This is a genomic window from Streptomyces sp. NPDC001204 (assembly GCF_053598035.1).
In genome coordinates this window covers 14,395-38,146 of the sequence record NZ_JBSFJL010000002.1, presented here as the reverse complement: position 1 = coordinate 38,146, position 23,752 = coordinate 14,395, and the positions used below count along the sequence as shown (strand labels likewise).

Below are 23,752 nucleotides of genomic sequence, written 5' to 3'. Positions count from 1 at the left end.
AGCCTGGAATGACGCGTGCATGACAATTTCACTGCGAGGGTTGTGCGCACAAAGCACCCCCCATGATGCGCCCGTCTACGCGCGTTGGCCAGAGTCCGGCGGCACTCCGACGACTCCGTGCCCGGCAAAGAGCCGGGTGCCCCGCGCCCGGAGGACGCGGGGCACCCGGCTCGGCGAACCCGGCTCGGCGAACCCGGCTCAGCGGGCCCGGCTCAGTGAGCCCTCGCCGCCCGCTTCTTCTTCGCCCCGTTCGGCCACGCCCGGGGCTTGCGCTTCGCGGCCAGGTCCTCGATCCAGCCGACGGACAGTATGGCCAGGCCTATCAGCGGCCAGACGAGCACGAACTGCCAGAAGAGTTCCGTCGAGTCCAGCCACGACGAGGCCGTGTCGCTCTGCATGAAGGGCAGGTCGTAGGCCAGGTCGAGGATCGGCACCGTCGCCATGATGAGCAGGTTGTGCCAGAGGTAGATCGTCACCGCTCGGTTGTTGGAGAGGGTGATGAGCTTGTCCCACTTGGCCAGCCGGCCCGGCAGCGTCTGCCACGACGGCGAGTACTGCAACAGGATCACCACGATGCCGAACGACCAGGTCGCCTGCGCGAGCGGGATGTCGTTCAGGTCCCAGCCCTCGGAGCCGAGGTGGCCGGACGCCCACCACAGGCCGAACGCCATCAACGCCGCCGCGCCGGACACCGCCGCGTAGCGCGGGATCTGCTTCAGCATGCCGTTGTTGTGGGCGAAGCCGAGCACCCAGCAGCTGCCGTACACGGCGAAGTCCTGGACCGCGTTGCCGGTCTCGCCGGGGATGGTGACCAGCCCGGTGCCGACCACGGCGGTGAGCGCCAGCGGGAACAGCAGGGTCGCCCACGGCACCCGGCGGAACGCCCACAGCAGCAGCGGGGAGGCGAGCACGAACCACAGGTAGGCCCGCAGGTACCACAGCGGACCCGCCGCCTGGTCCGCCCAACTGCTCTCCAGCAGCCCCGACTCGGAGCCGATGCTCCAGGGGTACGGCGGGGCGCCGATCGGCACCAGGTAGTTGAACACGCTGATCGGGCCCCAGAAGGCGCCTCCGCCGTCCGGGTCCTTCGCCGGACTCCAGCCCTGCACGAACAGGATGCCGAGCATCAGCGCGCTGAACACCCACAGCGGGGGCAGCAGCCTGCGCACCCTGCTCTTGATCACGGACAGGGCGGGACGGTTGAGCGAGCGCGCCATGAGCGAGCCCGCCAGCGCGAACATCACGCCCATGGACGGGAAGAGGACCGACAGCCAGGCCCAGCCGAAGAGGTGGTACACCACCACACGCACCAGGGCGATGGAGCGCAGCAGGTCCAGATAGCGGTCACGGCCGGGAACCGCCGGCTTCTTCTCCCCGCCGGCCGGGTCGGCCCCACCGGCCGTGCCGGTCGAGTCGGCGCCGGTGGTGCCCGCCGGGGCCGCCCCGTGCACCGCGTCCGCCGTCTTCTGCGCGGGAATCCTCACGTCGCCGGCACCGTCGTACGGCCACCCGGCCGTGGTCCCGGCCGGGTACCCGCCCGCGGTACCGGCCGTCGTCCCCGTCGCGTCCCCGTAGGGCCGGCTCCCCGGGGCCGGGGCCGAGTTGGCGGGTAGCGAGGAACCGTAACCGGGGCCCGGGGATGTCCCCGGTACGCCCGGCGGCGGTGTGCCGTCCGCCGTCCCGTACTCGTGTGCCGTCATCCGACGGGCCTCCGTTCACTGCCGCTGCCCGTCGCCCGCTGTTGCGGGATCGAACCCGGCGCCTCCACCACGCCGGTGCGCCGCAGTTTCTGCCAGCGCAGCCGACCGCCGGTGAGCGCCGTCATCCAGGACCTGAGCAGGACGACGTACATCAGTTGCCGATAGAGAATCTGCTGGAGCGGCAGCGAGATGAGGTGGCTCATCCGCTCGCGGTCCAGCCGGAAGGCGTACGCGGCGCAGATCGCCTGCACCGCCAGCACACCGAGCCAGGCGCCGACGGTCTTCTCCGTGGGGCCGAACACCAGCCCGTACAGCAGGAAGACGTCGATCAGCGGGGCCAGCAGCGGGGCCACCACCATGAACAGGGAGACGAACGGCAGTCCGACGCGGCCGAAGCGGCCCGAGGGGCCGCGCTCCACGACGGCCCGGCGGTGCTTCCAGATCGCCTGCATGGTGCCGTACGACCAGCGGTAGCGCTGGGACCACAGCTGCTGCACGGACTCCGGGGCCTCGGTCCAGGCACGGGCGTTCTCCGCGTACACCACCCGCCAGCCGTCGCGGTGCAGTGCCATGGTGACGTCGGTGTCCTCGGCGAGCGTGTCCTCGCTCATGCCGCCGACCCGCTCCAGCGCGCTGCGCCGGAAGGCGCCGACCGCTCCGGGGATGGTCGGCATGCAGCCGAGGATGTCGTACATCCGGCGGTCGAGGTTGAAGCCCATCACGTACTCGATGTGCTGCCAGGCCCCGATGAGCGAGTCCTTGTTGCCCACCTTGGCGTTGCCGGCGACCGCGCCGACCTTCGGGTCGGCGAAGGGCTGCACCAGCTCGCGGATGGTGGACGGCTCGAACACGGTGTCGCCGTCCATCATCACGATGATGTCGTACCGGGCGTTGGCCAGGCCCCGGTTGAGCGCGGCCGGCTTGCCCGCGTTGAGCTGCCGGATGACCCGCACGCCCGGCAGGTTCAGGTTCTCGACGATGCGCGCGGTGCCGTCGCTGGAGCCGTCGTCGATGACGAGCACCTCGATCGGATGGTCGCTCGCGACGAGTGAACGCACCGTGTTCTCGATGCACTTGGCCTCGTTGTACGCCGGGACGAGGACCGACACCGGCCGGGTGATCGGCCCGTCGGGGCCCCAGCGGAAGTTCTTCTTGCGCACCCGGCGGGCGTGCGCCCCCGAGAGCAGCAGCATCAGGCCGAAGCGGACGAGGACGAGGGAACCGATGACGGCGAGGCCGACGACCAGCACGCCGGTGAGTTCGTCCGAGGCCTGGACCAGGAAGATCCAGGCCCGGCCCTTCCACAGCTCGGTGCCGGTGACCGGGGTATGCGCGCTGGGTGCGCCGAGGGCCTCGGTGAGGTTCTGGAACTTGTAGCCCCTGGCCTGGAGTTCGGGCAGGAACTTGTCGAGCGCCTCGACGGTCTGGTGCCGGTCGCCACCGGAGTCGTGCATCAGGACGATGGCGCCGTCGCCGTGCTTCGGCGTGGCCCTGCGGATGATCTCGTCGACACCCGGCTTCTGCCAGTCCTCACTGTCGGTGTTGTTGAGGACCGTGAGGTAGCCGCGGGAGCCGATGTACTTGGTGACCGGCCAGGACGCGTTGTCCATCGCGTCGGCGAAGGACGAGTACGGCGGCCGGAACAGCGACGTGCGGATGCCGGCGGCGCCCTCCAGGGCCATCTGGTTCTGGGACAGCTGCCAGTCGATGCCGCCGGGGGACTTGTAGGACAGGTCGGGGTGGTTGAAGGTGTGCAGCCCGATCTCGTGTCCCTCGCGCACGATGCGCTTGACCAGGTCCGGGTACTGCGAGGCCATGGTGCCGGTGATGAAGAACACCGCATGCGCGTCGTGCTTCTTGAGCACGTCGAGCACCTTGGGGGTCCACTCGGGGTCGGGACCGTCGTCGAAGGTGAGGACGAGCCGGTGCTTGGGCACGCTCAGGCTGGCGGTCTTGCCACTGCGGGTGTCGATGACCGGGCCGCCCTCGAGGATCTCCTCGGGCACCTTGTCGTAGGCGGTCTCGGGCCTGATGCGGTAGTCGGCGAGGATCTCGCTGTGCACATAGCCGCGCAGCATCAGCATCGCGGTCATGGCGACCAGCAGCATGACGGGGAGCACCCAGCGCATGGGCAGCCGGCGGCGTCGCAGGTTGACGTGTGCCGGGGCACGCTGTGATCGCCCGTCGCGTCTGGTGGAACGGCGACGGTTGGAACGGGAGGCCATCAGAGGACGTTCTCCGGAGAGTGGTCGGGTGTGAGGCCCGGCCGGTCGGCGGCCGGGCCGGAGGTGGCGACGGGGTTCGCCGTGGGGGCTCCCCCGGCATTGTTGTTGGTGGTGACGCCGCTGCCGCCGGAATCGCCGGGCTTGCCGGTCGTGGTCGGGTCCGGGCCGGGATCGGCCGAACCCGAGTCGGTCGGCGGCGTGTTGGTCTCCGGGGACGAGCCGCTGCCCCCGGTGGCGGGCGGCACGCTGCGGTCCGGGGTGGCCTTCTTCGTGCTGGACGCCGAGGGCGCGGGGTTGCTCGGCGCGGCGGGCGTCCCGCCGGACACGGCCGGGGCTCCCGATACGGCGGTGGATCCCGCGGGCGGGTTCACACCGGCGCTCGGGACGGTGGGGGCGGAGGGGTCGGTGGTGGCGTCGGGCGAACCGCTTGAGTCCGGGGACGGGCTCGTGGCATCCGACGGCCGCGGGGATTCCTTGACCTTGCTCGCCGGCTGGTCGTCGGCGCCCGGAACCGGGACCGGCACCCAGGGCGCGGCGGCGTTGCCGGACAGCAGGGTGACGACGATGACGACCGCGTAGACCGCACAGGCGAGGCCGATGGCCATGCCGAGCCGGCGGAAACGACGGCTGCGACGGCCGGACTCGTCGACGAAGACGGGCCGGTCGGCCTCCTTGCCGGCGGGGCCGGCCGAGCCGAGGGTGCCGCCCGGCCGCAGGCTCACGGCGTCGAGCTGCACGGTGACCTCGTGCGGGTCGTGGGTCTCCCAGGGGTCCTCGACCTGCACCCGCAGGGGGCCGGTGCCGGCGGGGCCGGTGCCCGCGCCTGCCGACGCCCCGGGTGCCGCGGCGCCCGACGCTCCGGGCAGCAACTGGGTCTCCGCGGCGGCCGCGGGGCCGGGGAGCATCTGCGTCTCGGCGGCGGCAGCCGTTCCAGGCAGCATCTGCGTCTCGGCGGCAGCCGTCGATCCGGGGAGCAGCCGCGTCTCCGCAGCGGCCTCCGGGTCGGCCGTCATCCAGGTGTCCGCCATCGGCCCCGACCCGGGCAGTACCCGGGTCTCCGCCGCGGCCGCCGGTTCGGCGGTGCGGCCCTTGTCGAACCAGGAGCCCGCCGCCGGACCCGGACCCCGGCCCTCGCCGACTCCTTGCGGGCGTCTCTGCGCACCGCCAGGACCGGTCGCCGGCCAGGCCGCCGTCCGCCCGGCGGCATCCGGCCACGCACCGCGGTCACCGGAATCCGGCGCCGTTGCGGCGGGGTGGCCTGAATCCGGTTCCGTGCCGAGGGCATCACCGGATATGGGCGACTCGCTCGGGTCCGCGGCCCCGGCCGTCTGCCGACCGTCTCCGGATGAAAATCCGGAGCCGCTCGGTTGGGCGTGATCTGGCCATTTGTCGACGCGCACTTGCTTCCCCCCCAGGGGCATGACTTCCAGGTGGGCGTACGAATCCGGGCCTACGTACTGTCGTCGGGCCAGGACCCCCACCCGGCCCGAGCGCCCCCCTTATCACAGTGCACCCGGGGCCCTGAATGTATCGCATGTGGCCATGCCATGGAGATGGGTCTCAGATGTGTGCACCCATCACGACCGCGTCCATGGCCGGAATCCACCCCTCCACGGGCTTACGCAACCATCCTTCCTCGTACGCCAGTTCGGCGGCAGAACACCTGAGCGCATCCAATCCTGGGTGAACCTGGCCTTTTCGCCACACCAGCGACACCGGCGACAGCGGAACGGGTTCGACGAGAGGCCGCAGAACCGTCCGGGGCATCCCCGGAAAGTCGACCACGGCGAGAATCGGGTTCCGGTACTTGGCCATGATCCGCCGGAACTCGGCCACGCCGATCGCGAGCGGAGCGGGCGGTGCGAGGCTGATGCCGCGCCCCTCGAACAGCTCACGCGCGAGGTCGGTCCACTCCAGCGTGCGCGGATTGCCCGCCCCCGCGTACACGGTCTCCCCCGCCAGGGCGTCGAGCGGCACCTGCTCCAGGTCCGCGAGCCGGTGCCCCTCGGGCAGGATGACGGCCATCCGCTCGTACCGCACGGGCTGGTGCAGCAGCCCCTGCCGGACCACGGGATCGAGTCCGGCGAACCGTCCGAACGACGCGTCGAGACGGCCGCCCAGGATCTCGGCGGCGGCACCGGTCAGACCGCTCTCGAAGCGGGTCATCAGTTCCAGGTGCGGGACCCGGGACCGCGCCCGGTCCAGCACCCGCTCCCCCAACAGCCCAGGGCTGTTGACGTCGACGAGCAGCGGCCGCTCCGGCTCGCCCCGGCCGAAGGCGTCGAGCAGCGCGCGCTGCGCCTGGAGCACCCGGCGGGCGTACGGCAGCAGCCGGGTGCCCTCGGCGGTCAGCGTGACCTGCCGGGTGGTCCGTACGAACAACACGGTGCCCAACTCCCGCTCCAGCCGCCGGATGTCCCGGCTGAGGGCCTGCTGGGCGACGTACAGCCGCGCGGCGGCGCGCGTGAAGTGCAGTTCCTCGGCGACGGTGACGAAGGCACGCAGCAGGCGGGGGGCGATCCCCTCGGCGAAGAGGGACGGCGGTCCGGGTTCGGCAGGCACCGGCCGAACTTACAACGCAGATGCGTCAATCGCACCCGATCAGGTGTTGGACCGCAGGTCAGCGCGGGCGCGACGGTGGCGGCATGCCGAAAACCCCTGTCCCGTCCGCCACCTCGGCCGCCGCGCCGGCCTCCGGGGGAGGTCGCGCCTCCCTGCTCGCCCCCTACCGCCGCCTGTTCGCCCTCCCCGGCACCCGCGCCTTCACCGCCGGGAACCTGATGGCCCGGCTGCCGTCGGGCATGTTCGGCGTGAGCGCGGTCGTCATGATCGCCGGTGCGCGCGGCTCGTACGCGCTGGCCGGCGCCGTCACGGCCACCGGCCTCGCGGCGACCGCGGTGACCGCCCCCTGGGTCGCCCGGCTGGTGGACCGGTACGGGCAGGCCCGGATCGCCGTGCCCGCCACCGTCTGCGCGGTCCTGGGCAGCCTGGCCCTCCTGCTGTGCGTGCGCTACGACACTCCCGACTGGACCCTGTTCGCCGCGTACGCCGCCACCGCGACCACCCCCAACACCGGCGGAATGTCCCGTGCCCGCTGGGCGCACCTGCTGCGGTCCGACCCCGAGGCCCTGCACACCGCCAACTCCTTCGAACAGGCCGCGGACGAGCTGTGCTTCATGCTCGGCCCGGTCCTCGCGGCCTTCCTCACCGGGACGTTCTTCCCTGAGTCCGGCACGCTGGTCGGTGCCGTACTCCTGCTGACCGGCATCCTCCTGTTCACCGCCCAGCGCTCGACCGAGCCGCCGCCGAGTCCCCGCACTCCCGCGCGGGCGCCTCTGCGCTCCCCCGGTATGCCGGCCCAGCTCGCTGTGTGCCTCGCCATGGGCGCGGTGTTCGGCGCGATGGAGGTCGTCACCGTGGCGTTCGCGGACGAGCGGGGCCATCGGTCGGTGGCAGGCGTGGCACTCGGCCTCCAGGCGGCGGGTTCGTGCGTGGCCGGGCTGGTGTACGGGGCCCTGCGACCGACGGGCCCGGCCGGACGGCGACTGCCGTGGTGCGTGGCGGCGATGACGGCCCTCATGACCCTGCCGCTGCTGGCCGCCGCGCTGACCGGTTCCCTGCTCGCGCTGTCCGTGGCGCTGCTCGTCGCGGGTACGGCGACGGCGCCCACCATGGTCACCAACATGACCCTGGTCCAGCAGCGCTCCCCCGAGGGCCGCCTCAACGAGGGCATGACCCTCGCGGTGACCGGCCTGCTCGGCGGCATCGCCTGCGGCAGCGCGACCGGTGGCTGGGTGGTCGAGCACGTCTCGGCGACGTCGGGTTACGCGGTCCCGGTGACGGCGGCGGCGATCGCGCTGCTGATCTCAGTGAGCGGCGTACGCAAGGAACTCTGACCAGGCGTCGGCGTTCACCGCGAAGCGCGGGCTGTGAACGCCGAGTTTGGAGTCACGGACGTGGATGGTGCGCGGAGAGGCGGCGACTTCGACGCAGGCGCTGCCTTCGGAGTCGCTATAACTCGACTTGAACCATGACAGTCCGTCGCTCACAGCTCCTCCGCCACCTTCCTGGTGAACTGGGCAGACTCCTCCACACTAAGCGCCTGCATGCGGATCATGCCATAGCGCTGAGTCAATGTACTGAGCTTGTTTCCGTCAGAGTAAAGCGCGCCCGTCGACTGCCCGTCGACAAAGGCGTAACGCTCGTGATCGGCGGTCTCCACCAGCACCATCGGCCCACTGAGCGCAGCCGTGGGAGCAGTGCAGAACGGGAGTACCTGAATCGACAGGTGACGCCGCTTGCCTACCTCCAGCAGGTACTGGCACTGGTTGCGCATGACGTCCCGGCCGCCGACGACCGAGCGCAAAGCGGCCTCATGGACCACGAAACTGAAGTGCGTGGGCGGCTTGCTGGTCAGCTTCTCCTGCCGCTTCAGCCGGGCCGCGACCCGCTCGTCCACCGTCTCCTCGTCCAGGGGAGGGCAGTTGCTGCTGATCAGCGCTCGTGCATACTCCGGAGTCTGGAGCAGGCCGGGAATCAACAGGGGCTCGTACCACTGGACGGTGATGGCCTCGGCCTCCACCAGCACGTACTGCTGCGTCCGCTGGGGGAACGGCTCGGGTTTCAGGAACTCGTGCGCGGCCGACAACTTGCCTCGTGCCCCGCACAGTTGATCAGCGACCTGCAACAGCCGCAGCGTCGGCCGACGCCGCCCGCACTCCATCGACTTGACGTACTCGTAGTCGTAGCCGGCCTCTTCGGCGAGGGCCTGCCGGGTGACCTGGGCCTCCTCCCGCCACAGCTTGATCTGCCCACCGCAGTAACGCCAGTTCTGCTGCGCCTGCTGGGAGTCCCCCGTAGCCATGCGCCCTCACCCGCCTCCCGACGTCGCAGCGTGTACAGCCACGCTGCGTACCCGACCCGCTACTTCCGAGGCTAGGCACGGGCCAGCAGCATTTTCCCGACGAACGACGGAGAATCACACGCAAGGAACCAGCCCGCATGCCGACGCCGCACCGCTCCCCCGCCGCGCTCCCCCAGGACATCGAGTTCCGCTTCCCCCGCGACGCGCGGAGCGTGGGCAGGGCCCGGGTGCTCCTGCGCGAACAGGCGACGTCGTGGAAGCTGCCCGCCGAGGTGACGGAGACGGCGGTGCTCCTGTTCAGCGAGCTGATGACGAACGCCTACCGCCACGCGAAGGCGCCGGGCCGGGAGATCCGGGCGCGCTGCGTACTGAGCGAGGAGGGCCGCCTGCGCGTCTCGGTCACGGACGCGAACGACACGCTGCCGACGCCCCGGGAGGCATCACCGGAGGACGAGTCGGGCCGGGGCCTGGCGCTGGTGGAGACACTGGCGAACGACTGGGGCGCGGAACCCCGCGAGGCCGGCATCGGCAAGACGGTGTGGTTCGAACTCGAACCGGGCTCGTGAGCGCGGGCCGTCCTCACGTCGTGCCCGTGCCGCACGCCTCCTCGTGGACGGCCTTGCCGACGTGCGGCTCGAAGGTCTTGAGGACGCACCAACTGGCGCCTTCGTCAAGGACTCTCCAGGCCATTGGGCGGGCGTCCATCGTCACCGTCGCGGTGTCCCGGTCCGTCGCGATGGAGATGTGGAACCTCACCGGGAGGCTGAGCGATTTCCTGCAGATGAGGGTGAGCTTGCCATGGGTGAACTCCTTCACCTCATCGATCTGGGGGGCCGAGAGCTGCTTGAGGGCGTGCAGCACACTGTCGGTGAGCTGATAGGCGGTGGTGCCGGGACGTATCGGAACGCGGATCTCAGCGGTGCATGGCAGAGGCACGGCCTCGGGGGACAACGTCAGGCCATGGCGCGAAGCCATACGCACGGCCTGCCATGTGTTCGATATGGAGCCGACGATGACCACGACAGCGACCACCGCGAGACCGAAAAGCGTCCCCTGAAGCAGCGCGGCCGCCCAGGCGGACGCGTCTTCCCAGATCATTACACCGGCCATGGCGCCACCACAGAAAACGAAGAGCGCGGCGATGGCCACGGCAGCACGGCGTATGGTCGCAAGCCAATAGCTGAACATGACGGAACTCCCATTTTCTGTGTGATACCACGGCCTACAGCCAGCCCTGGCGTTCGGCGATGCGGACTGCGTCGACGAGGGTGCGCGCGTGGAGCTTGCCGACCGCGGACGAGAGCCGGTTGCGCACCGTGCCCAAGCTCAGGAACAGTTCGGCGGCGATCTCGCGGGCGTGCGCACCCGAGGACGCCAGCCGCAGCACCTCGGTCTCCCGCTCGGTCAGCGGGCTGACCTCGTCGGCCCGGCCGCCCCGCATCCGCGGGTCGATCACTCGCCCACCCGCGGCGACCCGGCGAATCGCGTCCGCGGTCTCGATGGGGGTCGCGCTCTTGAGGAGGTAGCCGGAGGCTCCCACGCTCATGGCACGACCCAGATGCCCGGGGCGGTCCAGCGCCGTGAGCATCAGAACGCGGCATTCCGGCAGCTGTTCGGCGAGCGCTGCAGCAACGGCGATGCCATCCCTGGCAGGCAGGTCGATGTCGAGGAGAACCACATCGGGCCGAAGCCTCTCGGCCTCGACCAGTGCGGCCTCACCATCGGCGGCCTGACCGACGACCTGCATCCCCAACTCGCCCGAGAGCAGCGCCACCAGCCCGGACCGCACGACCGCGTGGTCCTCGACCACCAGCACTTTGATCACCGATCAATTGTGCCGGGCCGACAGGCGCGGTGTAGGGGGAGCTGCGAGTACCCGGGGGCCGGCTTCGGCCACCGAGCGCCCGCCGGACTTCGAAGCCCGCCGGTGGCGCTTGGGCGATGAGCCTCACACGCCACTGACGGGCCACGGACCGTCCGGTCCTCGGCGTGGCCGGTGTCGCTCCGTCCCCTTGGACATCAGGACCGGCCACACGACCGGTGACGGGAGCGCGTACGCCCCGCCTGGCTGATCCGGGATCTTTCCGTTCAGAGGAGGACGGCGTCGACGATGGTCGTCATGACTGCGCTCGCTCCAGCCGGGCTTGGCGCTTCCGCTCCGCGTAACCGGTCGCCGCGAAAATACTTCCCATCGCGATCCCGAAGAGTGAAATCAGGAACAGGGACATCGCGCTGTCGTGGTCGGAGACGACCAGGCCGAACAGGAAAGAGGCAAGACCGGCGAGGAGGCCGAGTACCAGAGGATGTCGTGCGGCGAACCGCTGTGGCCTGTCCGGAGGTTGCGTACCCCCCAGAGCCCGGTCGATCGCCCGAAATGCCTTGCCCAAGCGCCCCGCGTGGTCAGTCATCCGAGCCCCGCTCAACCAGCCAGGCAACCGCCAGAATGATTGCCGAGCAGAAAAACAGTCGCTCGCCGTCCTTGTGTCCGTACAGAGCGGCTGCCGTGATGCCCAGTGCAAAAACGATGACGCCGGACCAGAAAATCGCCCGCGATGTGCGCCTTGTTTGATTTGCCATGTAAATCCCTGTTCCCGGAACTGGCCGCCCGCTCGGGCGGCCAGTTCCGCTAGCGTAAATCTCCTACATCAGCGAGTGGTCACCAACGCCACGACCGTGATTTGCGGTGCGAAACGCGGCTCAGGGCGTGCCGGCCGCCGCGCGGGGCCCATCGGACCAGGGCCCGGCCGGCCCCGTACCGCACTCCCGCACTGAGCCCCCATCCGGCCGATCCGACTCCGGCGCCGTAAATGGCCGCGCGTCCGACCGAACCCCATGAGGCCTTGCGATTGCCCAGCTTCTTGGCGGCCCCACCGGCGATCGCTCCGGCGGCCACAGCACAGGCCGCGCCGGCCAGTCCCATGGAGACCACGCCGCAGCCGACTCCAGCGAGGCCGGCAGCGATTCCCACCCGGTGGCGCTTGACGAAGCTCTTGGTCTTACGCCATGCCTTTTTCCAGCTCCACTTGCCGTCGAGGTCGTAGCGGTTGAGCGGATCGGCGTGGACGTAGTCGTAGGCGTTGGCGTTGCCGCCGTAGACCGGGTCGGCGGAGAGGAAGCTGCCGGTGGCGGGGTTGTAGAGCCGTACGCCCATCAGGACCAGGCCGGTCAGGGTCTCCGACGAACGTTGCTTGGCGCCGAGCCAGTTGTAGCGTGTGGGCTCCAGGCCCGGACGCGGGTTGCCGTACTCATCCGAGTCCAGGGCGACCGGCGCCTTGCCGGCCTCCAGCGGGAGCTGGAGCGCCACGTCGCCGTGGATGGTGGTGAGCTGCAGTACCGTGTCGCCGCTCTTGGCCGTGGTCGCCGCAAGGTCGCCGGAGGCCCCGTCGACGTTGCGGGTCAGGGCTCCCGTGGCGGTGTCCTCCACGACCCAGCGCGGGTTGTCGCCGTCGCCGTCGTAGTGGTTGAGCTTGGACGCGTTCTGCGTCCAGGTCGAACCGCTGCCCGTCTCCACCTTCCACGAGCGGAACCGCAGGGCCGCGTCGAGCTGCCAGGTCTGGCGCTTTCCGCCGGAGACCTGCTGGTACGCGAGGTCGTTGGCGTAGTAGCCGATGGTGCTGCCGGGCAGGGCGGTCGTGCGACCGAACGCGTCGTACGTGTACCCGGAGTTCACCAGCCGGTCGGCGCTGTCGTACGTGGAGTTGGCGGCGGTGCCTCCGCTGGTGGGACAGTCGGCGCCGGGCGTGCCCGTCGCCGTGGTCAGGGACTTGCGGTTGGTGCGCGCGTCGAAGGCGTAGCTGCGGCGCGTGCAGACCGTCTCGGTGGTGTCCTCGACTGTGGTGAGGCGACCAGTGGCGTCGTAGCCGTAAGACTGGTCGGACCAGCCGGCGTGACTGGTGACCTGGCCGTGGATGGACTCGGTCACCGTGTCCGAGTAGACGATGGTGCCGTCGCTGTCACGGGTGTACGTACGGTCGACGGCGGAACCGGCGGGGTCGTTCGTCTGCTTGACGGAGTAGCCGCCGGGCAGCTTCTCGGTCACCACGGCCCCGGCGGCGTCGTACGTCGCCTGGAAGGTGCCGGCGATCGAGTCGGTGGTCTTCGTGGCCAGACCGCGCGGTTCGATGGCCGTGTCGTAGGTGTACGTGACCGTCGACGGCACCGTGTCCGTCGACTTGACCGGCCGGTCGAGCAGGTCGTACTCGGTCGTGGTCCTGCCGCCGTCGGCGTCCGTGTATGCGATCTGGCGGCCGAGCTTGTCGTACGCCTTGGTGATCGAGCCGCCGGTGGGCGAGGTGGTCTTGGTCACCTTGCCGTTGTTCGGGTCGTACTCGGTGGTGGCCTCCGGGACCGCCTGTCCGAGCCCGCCCGTGACTGCGCTCTTGATCTGCCGGCCCGCGGCGTCGTACGTCGTGGTCGTCGTACGGGTGACGCCGTTGGCGGTCTCGGTGACCTTGGCCGTGTTGCCCCACCAGTCGTACTCGGTGGTGGTGGTCGGCAGCCCTGTCGGGTTGGAGCCGCCACCGGTGATCGCGCCGGCGGGTCCGACCGAGCAGACCAGGTCGGCCCACTCGGGGCGGCCGGCGCAGGCGCCGGTGCCGGTAGCGGACCAGTAGGTGGTCACGCGGGTTGCCGCGTCCGTGCCCGTCGCACCGGGCAGGAGCTGTTTGACGGTGCGCCCCTGGGCGTCGTACTCCGTGGTCTCGGTGATCGCCAGACCACCCGGATCCTTGATCGTCTTGGTCGGCAGGCCCTTGGCCCAGTCGTAGACGGTCTGGGTGACCCGGGTCTCGCCCTGGACGAAGGGGTGTTCGCGCACCTGGGCGCCGGTGGTGACCTTGGTGATCTGGTCCTTGACCTTGGCCGTGCCGTCCGTGGGACGGCCCGCGTCGTACTCGTTGACCGTCCACGTACGTGCGGTGACCGAAGTGCCCGCGGAGACCAGCGTGGTGGTGCCCTGCTTCAGATCGGCGGTGAGGTCGATCCTGCGCAGCGGGCCGAACTCCTCCAGTTCTCGGGTTCCGTTCTCGTTGTAGACGGAGCGGGTCGCCAGCAGGTCGCCGCGCTCGGCGCCGGTGAGCTGGGAGATGCCGAGGTCGGCCTGGGTGGCCTTGTCATCAGCGGTCAGTCCCAGGGCGACGGATCGGTTGGCGGCGGTCAGTTCACGGACGGTGTTGCCGAAGCGGTCGTATTCGGTGGTGGAGATGTGCCCGCCGGGAGTGGCGGAGTTGACCTCACGGCCGGATACGCCCAGGTAGTGCACCTCGGCCCGCTTGTAGGCGGCCGCGGTCAGCGAGCCGCCGGAGTGCGAGGACGGCACGGCGTCGGCAGGGAAGACCGCGGTCGCGTCCGTCGGCGCGTCGAACTGGCCCCACGCCCTCACATCGGAGGCGCCCATCTTGTTCGGGGCGGCGGTGCCGGTCAGCGGCACGTCGTAGACGACGCTGGTGGCGGCCGTGCCCTCTTCGACATCGGCGGTGCCCTGCTTCAGCCCCGCGCGGGTGGCCTTGAGCAGCATGCCGTCACCGGCGGTGGCGGTGTTGCCGGCCTTGCCGTAGGTGAAGGTCCAGGGCAGTTCGCCGGGCGGGGTGAACTTGACGACGCGGCCCGCGCTGTCGTACTCGTACTGCGTCTTCAGCGCCGGGGAGATGCGCGGGTTCCAGGTCTCGCGCAGCCGCCCCTGCCCGTCGTACACGTACGACTGGATGGCGAGGACCTGGGAGGTGGCCGCACCGGGCTCGGTGGCCCACAGGCGGATGGACTTGACCTGACCCACCACATCGCCGAACGCGGTGTCCGTGGCGGTGGTGGTCAGCGGGTACAGGTATTCCAGGACCCGGCAGCCCTTGGTGGCCGGATCGGCCGCGCAGTCCGCGGCGGTCGCGGCCGAGGTGGGTGCGACGACCCACTTGGGCCGGGCGACGGCCTTGCCGTTGTAGGTGGACTTCTGCGAGATCACCGTGGTCGTGGAGTTGGTCAGCCCGTCCAGCAGGGTGCTGGAGACCTGCCAGGTCGGCACGGCCGGATCGGGCTTGGTGAACTCCGTGACCGTGCCCTCGGTGTCGGAGAGCGTGAAGCTGCCGCTCACGCTGCCCTTGAGGGTCAGATCCTCCGCACCCGGCTCCGGAACCCAGCCCGATTTGGCCGCGTTCGCGGTGAAGTGGGTCTCCTCACCGTCGGAGTCGACCACGGCGACGGCCGTGTCGGAGATCCTGCGGATGTGGGAGTAGTCGGAGTCCGTCAGCTCGGCGGTCGCACCCGACACCCACTCCTTGCCGAAGATCGGCGCCTGTCCCTCCTGAGCGGCCCCCTTGTCCGGGGTACGGGACGATGCGGTACGCGTGACGGACATGTCGAACGCGGAGGCATCCGTGGCCGACAGGCCGAAGTCGCCGGTCAGCATGTTCACCGTGCCAGGACCCACGCCCTGGCTTGCGGCGCCGTCAGCGTTGCGGTCGACGACGACGGTCAGCGGCTCGGTGCTGCCGGAGGCGTTGCCCGGGCCGGTGAAGTCGGCCTTGATCTGTACCGTGCCGTCGGGGTCGACGGTGTCGGTGGCGTTCCAGACCAGCTGCGCGTTCCTGCCGTTGGTCAGCGAAACGGGCCACGCGGTCAGCGGGGTGCCGCCGGAGGTCACGTGACCGGCGGGGATCTCCACCCAGTTGTCGGCCTCGGAGCGCCGCCAGAAGAAGGACACCTTGTCGTACTTGGTACCTTCGGCCTCCGCGACGAGCGGGAGCCGGCGTGCGGTGCGTTCGCCGTCGTTGGGCTGGATGAAGCCGCCGGGGCCGGCGTGGAAGGTGTACTCGGCCGCCTCGGACTTGTTGTCCGCCTTGTCCACGGCCCGCACCTGCAGCGTATGGGTGCCGTCCCTCGGCGGGGCGATGCTGATCGCCTTGTTCGCGCTGGAGCCGCTCGTGGTCACCTTGGTCCAGGTGACGCCGTCCAGCGACCATTCCAGCCAGTTGTGGTCACCGCCGGCGGGCGGGGTGACCGTGAACGTGCCGGCCTGGCCGGCGCCCTTGACCCACTTGTCCGACGGGTAGTCCGTGGAGACGATCTTCGTGGGCGCGGAGGGCGCCTTGGTGTCGACGGTGAACGTCTTCCACGCCGACCAGCCGGTGTTGTAGTGCGTGCCGTCATAGGGGCTGGTGCGGAACTTGTACGTCTTCCCGTCGGCCAGCACACCTGCCGGGACGGTCACCGAGGCGACCTGCCCGGAGGGCACGTACTTCGACACCAGGACGTTGCCGACCTGGGCGTTGGTGGCGGAGTCGAAGATCTGGAAGGTGCCGTTGACCTTGTCGCCGTCGGCGTCGACGAAGGTGTCCCGCAGGGTCGGCGTGGTGGTGTTGACGACGTAGTCGCCGCCGTAGGAGAAGTACGGCGGGCCGGCCTCCTGCTTGGTTCCGGTGCGCGGCCGGTAGTTGTAGTTGACGACCAGCTTCGGCGGATTGGAGGCGGCGTTGGCGGAGTTGACGCGCTTCCACTGGGCCACGACCGCTTCGCTCGTGGCTTGGATGCCCATGTGGCCGCGGGTGGCCTTGGCCGAGGCCCACTCCTGCACCAGCGTGGTCACATTGGCGTTGATCCAGCCCGCGGGCTGGGTGCTGGTGCACGACGGGTTGCCGCGGGTCTCGGTGGAGGTGGCCTTCAGGGCCGTCATCGTCGGGCGGTTGGTCCACCGGCTGGAGGTGGAGGCGGCGGGAGAGGACCACACCTCCCACGGGTACGCCTTGCAGTCGGTGTTGCCCGAGTGGAAGTTCCACAGCGACAGCTTCGCGTCCAGCACCAGCGCGTCCTGGATCGGCGTGGTGTTCCAGGAGATGAAGGTCTGCGCGGTACGCGGGGTGCCGTCGGCGTTCTTGGTGCCCGGGTTGCCCCAGTCCAGTTCGGTGTCGGTCGACTGATCGACCGTCACTCCCTGCTGCACGTAGGTGTCGAAGACGTTCGACAGCGAGGAGGTGGAGGGGTCGATGGTGACCGGGTACTTGGTGTCCGGGTCGGCGAGGAAGTCGGCGTCCGGGGTGATCACCAGGTCGACGGACGAGCCCTTCTGGACCACCTTCAGGCCGACCCTGGCCTTGCGGGTGTGCTCCCCGGAACGTTCGTCGACGGTGGCGTCCCACATCACCGGCGCGGGCATGACAGCCCGCTTGTTGTTCTTCTCGTCGGTGAACAGCACGCTGCCGTCGGCCAGTTGCCGCGCCTTCAAGCCCCTGGCCTTCAGCGGAAGCGTGTAGGAGTAGCCGCCGACGTCACCGGTCTCGGGACGCTGCTTGAGCTCGACGTACTGCTCGAAGCCGGTGCGGGTGGCCTCCACGACCACGTCCGCGCCGGGTACGGCGTTGACGTACTCCGCCCGGGTGCCGTCCAGCTTCGGCTCGGGCAGGCCACCCTTCCACTGCAGCGTGATCTGCTGATCACCCTCGCCCAAGGTCACCAGGTCGGTGGCCTTGGCCTGCTGAGCGGCCTTCAGCGACTTCGCGGGGGTCCCGGACCTGCCGGACAAGCGCAGCCCGCCCGGGTGCGCCTTGGGTTCGACAGTCCCGTCGGCCCGCTGGACGAGGTCCAGGTCGACCGCGCGCCACTCCCCCGTCTCCTCGTCCGTGAACCGAACGGGACCAGCAGCGAGTTCCGTGGTGAGCGAACCGTCCTTGTTCACCCAGGTCGTCGAGGTCGCGGTACGCTCCGAGAGCGCCTCGACCCGCTTGCCGTTGAGCCGGGCCGCGACCTTCGCCGACGGGATGTCCGCAGCGGTATCGGGGCCGTTGGGCGTGTCCTTCGCGGCCGTCTGCTGTATCTTCTCGCGCGTGAGTGCCATCGCTTGGCCGGTGTTGGCGACCATCAGCGCCGACTCCGCCGCGAGCACCATGGCGGTTAAGACCGCAATCCGGGGCAACAGCCGTCTGTGCCTCTGCGAGGCGACGGCCGAACCCTCCCACTCGCCGGTCGGGCGTGTTCTCTTTGACACGTTCAGTCATCTCTCTTTGGTATGGACATGACGCAGACGTGATCAAAGCAGGGGTGTCACGGCCGAAGAAGTGAAGACTTCACAAGCTGCGAAGATCTTGTGAAGCCACTCAAATGCACAGGTCAGAGGGGCTTCGGGGCTCCTGGCGGGGTCCGATCACCTCTCCCGGACCGTTCCATAATCGACCGTTGATGATCGAAAGTGGAACGGGGCGAGGATGCGGAGCAAAGCAGGGAAGGGCGTGACGGCTCCACCGGGAGCCCGGGTGGCATTGGGCTCGCTGGCCGTAATGGTGTTGGGGTCCCTCGGGCTTGTGGCACTCGACATCGCCGCCTCGCCGTTCCACAGGCGCACTGTCGCCGCCGGTCTGACCGTGCTGGTGCTGACGCCGGCCGTTCTGCTCGGCCAGTACGCGCCTCCGCCCTACCGGCTGCCTTACCGCTGGAGGTGGGGACTGCTGCTGGTGCAGGCCGTGCTCACCTACGTGCCCTTAGTGGTCTTCCAGCACCGGTGGTTCACTCTGCTCGGCTTCCTCGCCGGCGCCGTGATGCTCACTCTGCCCCCCGCCAACTCCGTTCCCGTCGCCCTGGCGGTCGTCGCCAGCGGGCCGTTGCTCATTCACACGGGCGTGGTCGACAGCAGCCGCGGTTCACTGGTCGCTCTGCTCAGTGCGGCGATCACGGCGAGCACCGTCTTCGCGGTCACCCATCTCGCCCTGCTCTCCTCCCGGTTGCACGGCAGCAAGGAACAGACGGCCCGGCTCGCCGAGCAGCGTGCCCTGGCGCGTATGCGCCAGGACCTGCACGATCTGGTGGGCTCGTCACTGGTGGCCGTCGTGGTGCGGGCGGAGAACGCCCTGCGCGCGGACACCTCCGCCGAGTCCGCCAGGGCGGCGCTCGCCGAGGTCGCCGAGCTGGCCCGGCGGACGCAGGACGACGTACGGCTCATCAGCAGCCCCGGGGCAACCCGGTCCCTGGCCGACGAGCTGGCCCGGGCACAGCGGCTGCTGACCACCTCCGGGGTAGGGGTGCACGCCTCGCTGCCGCCGCGCCTGGAACTGGACGACGCGGCGACGGAGTGCCTGCGGTCGGTGCTCCATGAGGCGGTGGGCAATCTGCTGGAACACAGCCGTGCCACGTGCTGCGAGATCGAGCTCCACACCGACCCGGACGACATCCGCCTGACCGTCCGCAACGACGGCGCCCCCACCGGCTCGCCCCCACCCTCCACGGCGCCCGGCCGCGGCACGGGCCTGGCCGGCCTCAGAGGCCGAGTCATCGCCCTCGGCGGAACCCTGCACGCCAGCACGAAGGACCGGACCTTCTCCGTGACAGCCACCCTGCCCCTGTCCTGACACCACCACGGCCCTCGGCAGCAGGAGCCCCGTCAGCCGAAAGCGGCGGGGCCCTGCCCACACAACGGGCAAGGCCCCGCCGCTCGAAAGCGACGGGGCCTTGCCCACATGGGTGAAGGAGGCTCGGGAGCCTCCCGATCGTGGAGATGGCGGGAATCGAACCCGCGTCCAACGGTGCGGAATCAGGGCTTCTCCGTGTGCAGTCCGCTTCGCATTTCTCAGCCCCGGAGATCACGCGGACAAGTCTCCGACGGGCTCAGTCACTGTTTGGTTTCCCTCTTCACCCCGTGACCGGGATCAAGGTTTAGTCCCCTAGCTGATGCCAGGATCCGGGTCGGGAACAGCCCCGGGCTGACACTCCCTTAGTAGGAGGCTCGCTCTGCTACCTGAGATCAGGCAGCGAGGGCGAAGGCCTGCTGGGAGGAATCGCGCTTGGTGTTGGCGATTATTTTTTCGGCCTGTGGTTTACGAGATCATGGCCGCTTCCTCGACACGCTTCCCCTGCTTCGACAGCCGCTGTCGAAACCGATCATCCCCATGTTGATTTTTCAAAACCCCTCCGGAGAGGAGATCCGCACCGGCCTCGCGGTGCTGGTTCCATCGTACGTGACCAACGCAGGTCCGTGCCAGCGTATTCCCCGCGTCCCGGACCTGCCGCTACCCCCGCTGCCTGCGCCGCGCCGCCGCCACCGCGCGGTCCGTCTCGCGGCGGTCCTGCTTCTCGCGGAGCGTCTGCCGCTTGTCGTACTCCTTCTTGCCCTTCGCCAGCGCGATCTCGACCTTGGCCCGGCCGTCCTTGAAGTACAGCGCGAGGGGCACGATCGTGTGACCCGTCTCCTGGGACTTCGACTCCAGCTTGTCGATCTCCTCCCGGTGCAGCAGCAGCTTCCGCTTGCGGCGGGCGCTGTGGTTGGTCCAGGTGCCCTGGCTGTACTCGGGCACGTGCACGTTGTGCAGCCACGCCTCGTGCCCGTCGAGCTGCACGAACCCGTCGACCAGCGACGCCCGCCCCTGACGCAGCGACTTCACCTCGGTCCCCATCAGCACCAGACCGGCCTCGTAGGTATCGATGATGAGGTAGTCGTGCCGCGCCTTCTTGTTCTGCGCGATCAGCTTGCGCCCTTTTTCCTTAGCCATAGTGCCCCCCATTTTCGCACTACGGAGGGGGTGTGCGGGAAACGTATTAAAGGGCGTGCCCGCCGGGCTAGGACGCCTCGCCCAGACCCGTCAGAACCGTCTGCGCGCGCCGCAGCGCGTCCTGCCCGGCGTCCAGGTCAGGGGTGATGCCGTGGCCGTCCACGGCGTGCCCGCCGGGGGTGCGGTAGTGCCCGACCGTGAGCTCGGCGACCGAGCCGTCGGGCAGCCTGCTCGGCATCTGCACCGAGCCCTTGCCGAAGGTGCGGGAGCCCACGACGACCGCGCGGCCGCGGTCCTGGAGGGCGCCGGTGAGCAGTTCGGCCGCGCTCATCGTGCCGCCGTCGACGAGTACGACCAGAGGCCGGGTGGTGTCCCCGCCGGAGCCGGCGTGCAGGGCGCGCTGGTCGCCGTCGACGTCGTAGGTGGCGACCAGGCCGCCGTCGAGGAAGGCGGAGGCGGTGGTGACGGCCTCGGTGACCAGGCCGCCGGAGTTTCCGCGCAGGTCGAGGACGATCCCGTCGGCGGCCGGGGCGCGGCGTACGGCGGTGCGGACCTTGCCGCCCACGCCTTTCGTGAACGCGGCGATCTTGATGACGGTCACGCCGCCCGCCGAGCGCCGTACCGTGACCGGGTCCGTCGACAGACGGGCCCGGCGGAGCGTCTGGGTCCACACGCGCTTGCCGCGTTGCAGACCCAGGGTGACGGCGGTGCCGGCGGGCGCGTCGTCGGCGTCGCCCCGCAGCAGCGCGACCACGTCGGTCACCGGCAGCCCGTCGGTCCGCTCGCCGTCGACGCTGCGCAGCCGGTCGCCCCGGCGGATGCCGGCGGCCGCCGCGGGCGAGCCCGCCCGGACCTTCGCGACCTCGACCCGGCCGTCCCGGCAGCGCCGCGTCGACAGTCCGACGCCGGTGTACTGGCCGTCCAGGGCCTCCTGGAACTCCTCGTACTCGCCCCGGGAGTAGACGGCTCCCCAGCGGTCGCCGCTGCGGCTGACGGCACGTGCGGCGGCCTGCACGGGGGACTCGCCGACGGCCATGGCCTCGGCCGCCGCCCGGGTCACTTCCTCGGGCCGGCCCACGGGCACGGCCGAACCGGCCTCGCCCGCCTGGGACCTGCGGTCGTCGTGGCCGGGCAGGGAGCCCGTCGCCGCGCCCGCCACCAGCACGCTCGCGAAGACCAATGTCAGGGCGGCCCCGGCGCGTCCGCGGCGGGGCCGGCGGAACAGGTCACGGCCCGACATGGCGGTGAGTCTAGGACAACGCCCCGAGGCCGTACGGTTGCTCGACCGTACGACCTCTTTGGCGTGCGTCACACCTTCAGGTACTTGCGCAGCGCGAAGAACGCGGCCAACGCCGGCATCAGCACACTTGTCGCGAGGATGAGCGGCAGCTTCGTCAGCACCGCGTCCCAGCCGATGAAGTTGATCAGATTCAGCTTCTCCGACAGGGCGAGACCGTGGTCGATGATGAAGTACCGCGCGGTCACCAGGAATCCGCAGGCGACCCCGCCGCCGATCAGCCCGGCGACCGCCGCCTCCATGATGAACGGCGCCTGGATGTAGAAGCCGGAGGCGCCCACCAGGCGCATGATCCCGGTCTCACGCCTGCGGCTGAACGCCGAGACGCGCACGGTGTTGACGATCAGCATCAGCGCGACGACCAGCATCAGCGACATCACCGCGCGCGCGGCCCAGTTCATGCCGTTCAGCAACCCGAAGAGGTTGTCCAGGATGCCTTTCTGGTCCTGCACGGAGTACACGCCGTCACGCCCGTTGAAGGCGCTCGCGATGACCTTGTACTGCTCCGGGTTCTTCAGCTTGATCCGGTACGACTCCTGCATCTGGTCCGGCGTGATGGTGCCGGCCAGCGGGGTGTCGCCGAACTGCTCCTGGTAGTGCTTGTACGCCTCGTCCTGGGACTCGTAGGTGACCTTCTGCACCACCGACATCTTGTTCAGGTCGGCGAGGATCGTCTTCTTCTGGTCCTCGGTGACCGCGCCCTTGGCACAGTTGGGGTCGCTCTGGGCGTTGCTCTTGTTGCAGAAGTAGATCGAGATGTTGATCTTGTCGTACCAGTAGCCCTTCATCTGGTTGACCTGGTCGCTCATCAGGAGCGACCCGCCGAACAGGGCGAGCGACAGGGCGACGGAGACGACGACGGCGAAGGTCATCGTCAGATTGCGACGGAGACCGACACCGATCTCCGACAGGACGAACTGGGCGCGCATGACGTCTGGTCAAGCCTTTCCGTCGTGGACTGGTCAGTGCTGGTAGCCGTAGACGCCGCGCGCCTGGTCTCGGACGAGACGGCCCTTCTCCAGCTCGATGACGCGCTTGCGCATCTGGTCCACGATGTTCTGGTCGTGGGTCGCCATCACCACGGTGGTGCCCGTCCGGTTGATGCGGTCGAGCAGCTTCATGATGCCGACGGAGGTCTGCGGGTCGAGGTTGCCGGTGGGCTCGTCACAGATGAGCAGCTTGGGCCGGTTGACGAAAGCCCGCGCGATGGCGACGCGCTGCTGCTCACCACCGGACAGCTCGCCGGGCCTGCGATCCTCCTTGCCGCCGAGCCCGACGAGGTCGAGCACCTGCGGCACGGACTTGCGGATCTCGCCCTTGGACTTGCCGATGACCTCCTGGGCGAAGGCGACGTTCTCGGCGACCGTCTTGTTGGGCAGGAGGCGGAAGTCCTGGAAGACCGTGCCCAGCTGGCGGCGGATCTGCGGGACCTTCCAGTTGGAGACGCGCGCGAGGTCCTTGCCCAGGACGTGCACCTGGCCGTGACTGCACCGCTCCTCGCGGAGGATCAGCCGCAGGAAGGTGGACTTTCCGGAGCCGGAGGACCCCACGAGGAACACGAACTCGCCCTTCTCAACCTCCAGGGAGACATCCCTGAGGGCTGGGTGGGTCTGCTTGGGGTAGACCTTGGAGACATTGTCGAATCGGATCACGGATGCACCACGTGTCGCCGGGGGTAGATGAGCGTGACCATACGCGAACCGGGTACGGGTGCGCAGTCGCCGATCAGGGTTACGTGTGGGTTGTGTGTTTTTGTACGGGGCATATTCTCGCGGAGTTGGTACAAGGCCCGTGCTTGCGGAGCGACCCGCGCGCCGTCCCGGTGAACCTGGCATTGTGGGGAGGGGAACGTTCGCGCGCGCGTGGGCGTTGACAGAGTGGAACCGGTGCAAGGAGGGCGAGCGCATGACGTACGACCGGCTGGTGTGCGCGAACTGCGCGGCGCCCGTGAGCGAGGGCCGGTGCCCCGTGTGCCGGGCGAACCGCGAGCGGCTGCAGCAGGAGAACTTCTTCGCGGGGCTGAACCCCACGGCGCTGATCGCGCTGCTGGTGGTGCTGATCGCCGCGGTGGCGCTGCTGGCGCACCAGACGGTGTAGGACGCGCGCCGAGGACGACTGGAAGGGGCCCGGAGCTTGCTGCTCCGGGCCCCTCGTCATTCACTCACACGTACGTCCCGTACCGGATGTCGCATACGGTGCGTACG

At 69.6% G+C, this 23,752-nt stretch carries 19 protein-coding genes and 1 other RNA gene; 4 read left to right on the top strand and 16 right to left on the bottom strand.

The window, feature by feature from the left end:
* Nucleotides 1-212 precede the first annotated feature (212 nt).
* The 4 genes from ACWC91_RS03075 to ACWC91_RS03060 all read right to left on the bottom strand — a co-directional run bounded on the left by ACWC91_RS03075 (nt 213) and on the right by ACWC91_RS03060 (nt 6,487).
* Complete coding sequence (locus ACWC91_RS03075; protein WP_225078649.1) at nt 213-1,700, bottom strand: acyltransferase family protein; 1,488 nt, start codon at nt 1,698-1,700, stop codon at nt 213-215.
* Entirely contained in the window at nt 1,697-3,925 is a 2,229-nt protein-coding gene (locus ACWC91_RS03070) for a glycosyltransferase (protein ID WP_225078650.1), read from the bottom strand. Before ACWC91_RS03070 ends, ACWC91_RS03075 begins: the two co-directional genes overlap by 4 nt.
* On the bottom strand, nt 3,925-4,953 hold the full coding sequence (locus ACWC91_RS03065) for a translation initiation factor IF-2 (protein WP_450725780.1): 1,029 nt from the start codon (nt 4,951-4,953) through the stop codon (nt 3,925-3,927). Before ACWC91_RS03065 ends, ACWC91_RS03070 begins: the two co-directional genes overlap by 1 nt.
* A 532-nt stretch (nt 4,954-5,485) precedes the next feature.
* Complete coding sequence (locus ACWC91_RS03060; RefSeq protein WP_376503493.1) at nt 5,486-6,487, bottom strand: LysR family transcriptional regulator; 1,002 nt, start codon at nt 6,485-6,487, stop codon at nt 5,486-5,488.
* Between the two features lie 83 nt (nt 6,488-6,570).
* Between ACWC91_RS03060 and ACWC91_RS03055 the strand changes: the two genes are divergently transcribed.
* Complete coding sequence (locus tag ACWC91_RS03055; protein WP_225078652.1) at nt 6,571-7,821, top strand: MFS transporter; 1,251 nt, start codon at nt 6,571-6,573, stop codon at nt 7,819-7,821.
* On the opposite strand, the gene ACWC91_RS03050 is transcribed toward ACWC91_RS03055, so the two are convergent.
* The gene (locus tag ACWC91_RS03050; protein ID WP_225078653.1) at nt 7,792-7,974 is read right to left on the bottom strand and encodes a DUF397 domain-containing protein; all 183 of its coding nucleotides are present in this window, start codon (nt 7,972-7,974) and stop codon (nt 7,792-7,794) included. The two genes, ACWC91_RS03055 and ACWC91_RS03050, sit on opposite strands and share 30 nt — an antisense overlap.
* On the bottom strand, nt 7,971-8,789 hold the full coding sequence (locus ACWC91_RS03045; RefSeq protein ID WP_225078654.1) for a helix-turn-helix domain-containing protein: 819 nt from the start codon (nt 8,787-8,789) through the stop codon (nt 7,971-7,973). The genes ACWC91_RS03050 and ACWC91_RS03045 overlap by 4 nt, the downstream gene beginning before the upstream one ends.
* 137 nt (nt 8,790-8,926) lie before the next feature.
* Between ACWC91_RS03045 and ACWC91_RS03040 the strand changes: the two genes are divergently transcribed.
* Nucleotides 8,927-9,355 carry an ATP-binding protein gene (locus ACWC91_RS03040; RefSeq protein WP_450643645.1) on the top strand — a complete coding sequence of 143 codons (429 nt, stop codon included), beginning with the start codon at nt 8,927-8,929 and terminating at the stop codon, nt 9,353-9,355.
* Between the two features lie 13 nt (nt 9,356-9,368).
* Here ACWC91_RS03040 and ACWC91_RS03035 read toward each other — a convergent pair whose 3' ends face one another.
* The 5 genes from ACWC91_RS03035 to ACWC91_RS03015 all read right to left on the bottom strand — a co-directional run bounded on the left by ACWC91_RS03035 (nt 9,369) and on the right by ACWC91_RS03015 (nt 17,661).
* Nucleotides 9,369-9,977, bottom strand: coding sequence for a hypothetical protein (locus ACWC91_RS03035; RefSeq protein WP_450643644.1), 609 nt, complete (start codon nt 9,975-9,977; stop codon nt 9,369-9,371).
* A 34-nt stretch (nt 9,978-10,011) separates the two neighbouring features.
* Entirely contained in the window at nt 10,012-10,614 is a 603-nt protein-coding gene (locus ACWC91_RS03030) for a response regulator transcription factor (protein ID WP_450643643.1), read from the bottom strand.
* A gap of 292 nt (nt 10,615-10,906) precedes the next feature.
* Nucleotides 10,907-11,197, bottom strand: coding sequence for a hypothetical protein (locus ACWC91_RS03025; RefSeq protein ID WP_450725778.1), 291 nt, complete (start codon nt 11,195-11,197; stop codon nt 10,907-10,909).
* Complete coding sequence (locus ACWC91_RS03020) at nt 11,190-11,366, bottom strand: hypothetical protein (protein ID WP_225078659.1); 177 nt, start codon at nt 11,364-11,366, stop codon at nt 11,190-11,192. Before ACWC91_RS03020 ends, ACWC91_RS03025 begins: the two co-directional genes overlap by 8 nt.
* Nucleotides 11,367-11,445: 79 nt before the next feature.
* Nucleotides 11,446-17,661, bottom strand: coding sequence for an RHS repeat-associated core domain-containing protein (locus ACWC91_RS03015; RefSeq protein WP_450643641.1), 6,216 nt, complete (start codon nt 17,659-17,661; stop codon nt 11,446-11,448).
* 412 nt (nt 17,662-18,073) lie between these two features.
* Here ACWC91_RS03015 and ACWC91_RS03010 point away from each other — a divergent pair, with 412 nt between their 5' ends.
* Nucleotides 18,074-19,114 (top strand): sensor histidine kinase, encoded by a 1,041-nt coding sequence (locus ACWC91_RS03010; RefSeq protein WP_225078661.1) that lies wholly within the window; start codon nt 18,074-18,076, stop codon nt 19,112-19,114.
* Between the two features lie 138 nt (nt 19,115-19,252).
* Here ACWC91_RS03010 and ssrA read toward each other — a convergent pair.
* From ssrA to ftsE, 5 genes are all read right to left on the bottom strand, one after another.
* Nucleotides 19,253-19,651: a transfer-messenger RNA gene (gene ssrA / locus ACWC91_RS03005) on the bottom strand.
* A 120-nt stretch (nt 19,652-19,771) separates the two neighbouring features.
* Nucleotides 19,772-20,251, bottom strand: coding sequence for an SsrA-binding protein SmpB (gene smpB / locus ACWC91_RS03000; RefSeq protein WP_225078662.1), 480 nt, complete (start codon nt 20,249-20,251; stop codon nt 19,772-19,774).
* Nucleotides 20,252-20,318: 67 nt separating this feature from the next.
* The gene (locus ACWC91_RS02995; protein WP_450643640.1) at nt 20,319-21,491 is read right to left on the bottom strand and encodes a S41 family peptidase; all 1,173 of its coding nucleotides are present in this window, start codon (nt 21,489-21,491) and stop codon (nt 20,319-20,321) included.
* A 68-nt stretch (nt 21,492-21,559) separates the two neighbouring features.
* Nucleotides 21,560-22,477: a permease-like cell division protein FtsX gene (gene ftsX, locus ACWC91_RS02990; RefSeq protein ID WP_450643639.1), complete on the bottom strand. Its 918-nt coding sequence runs from the start codon at nt 22,475-22,477 to the stop codon at nt 21,560-21,562.
* Nucleotides 22,478-22,510: 33 nt separating this feature from the next.
* Nucleotides 22,511-23,200 carry a cell division ATP-binding protein FtsE gene (ftsE, locus tag ACWC91_RS02985; protein WP_225078664.1) on the bottom strand — a complete coding sequence of 230 codons (690 nt, stop codon included), beginning with the start codon at nt 23,198-23,200 and terminating at the stop codon, nt 22,511-22,513.
* 253 nt (nt 23,201-23,453) lie between these two features.
* On the opposite strand from ftsE, the gene ACWC91_RS02980 reads away from it, so the two are divergent.
* A complete protein-coding gene (locus ACWC91_RS02980; RefSeq protein WP_141360499.1) occupies nt 23,454-23,645 on the top strand; it encodes a hypothetical protein in 192 nt (63 codons plus the stop codon).
* Nucleotides 23,646-23,752 lie beyond the last annotated feature (107 nt).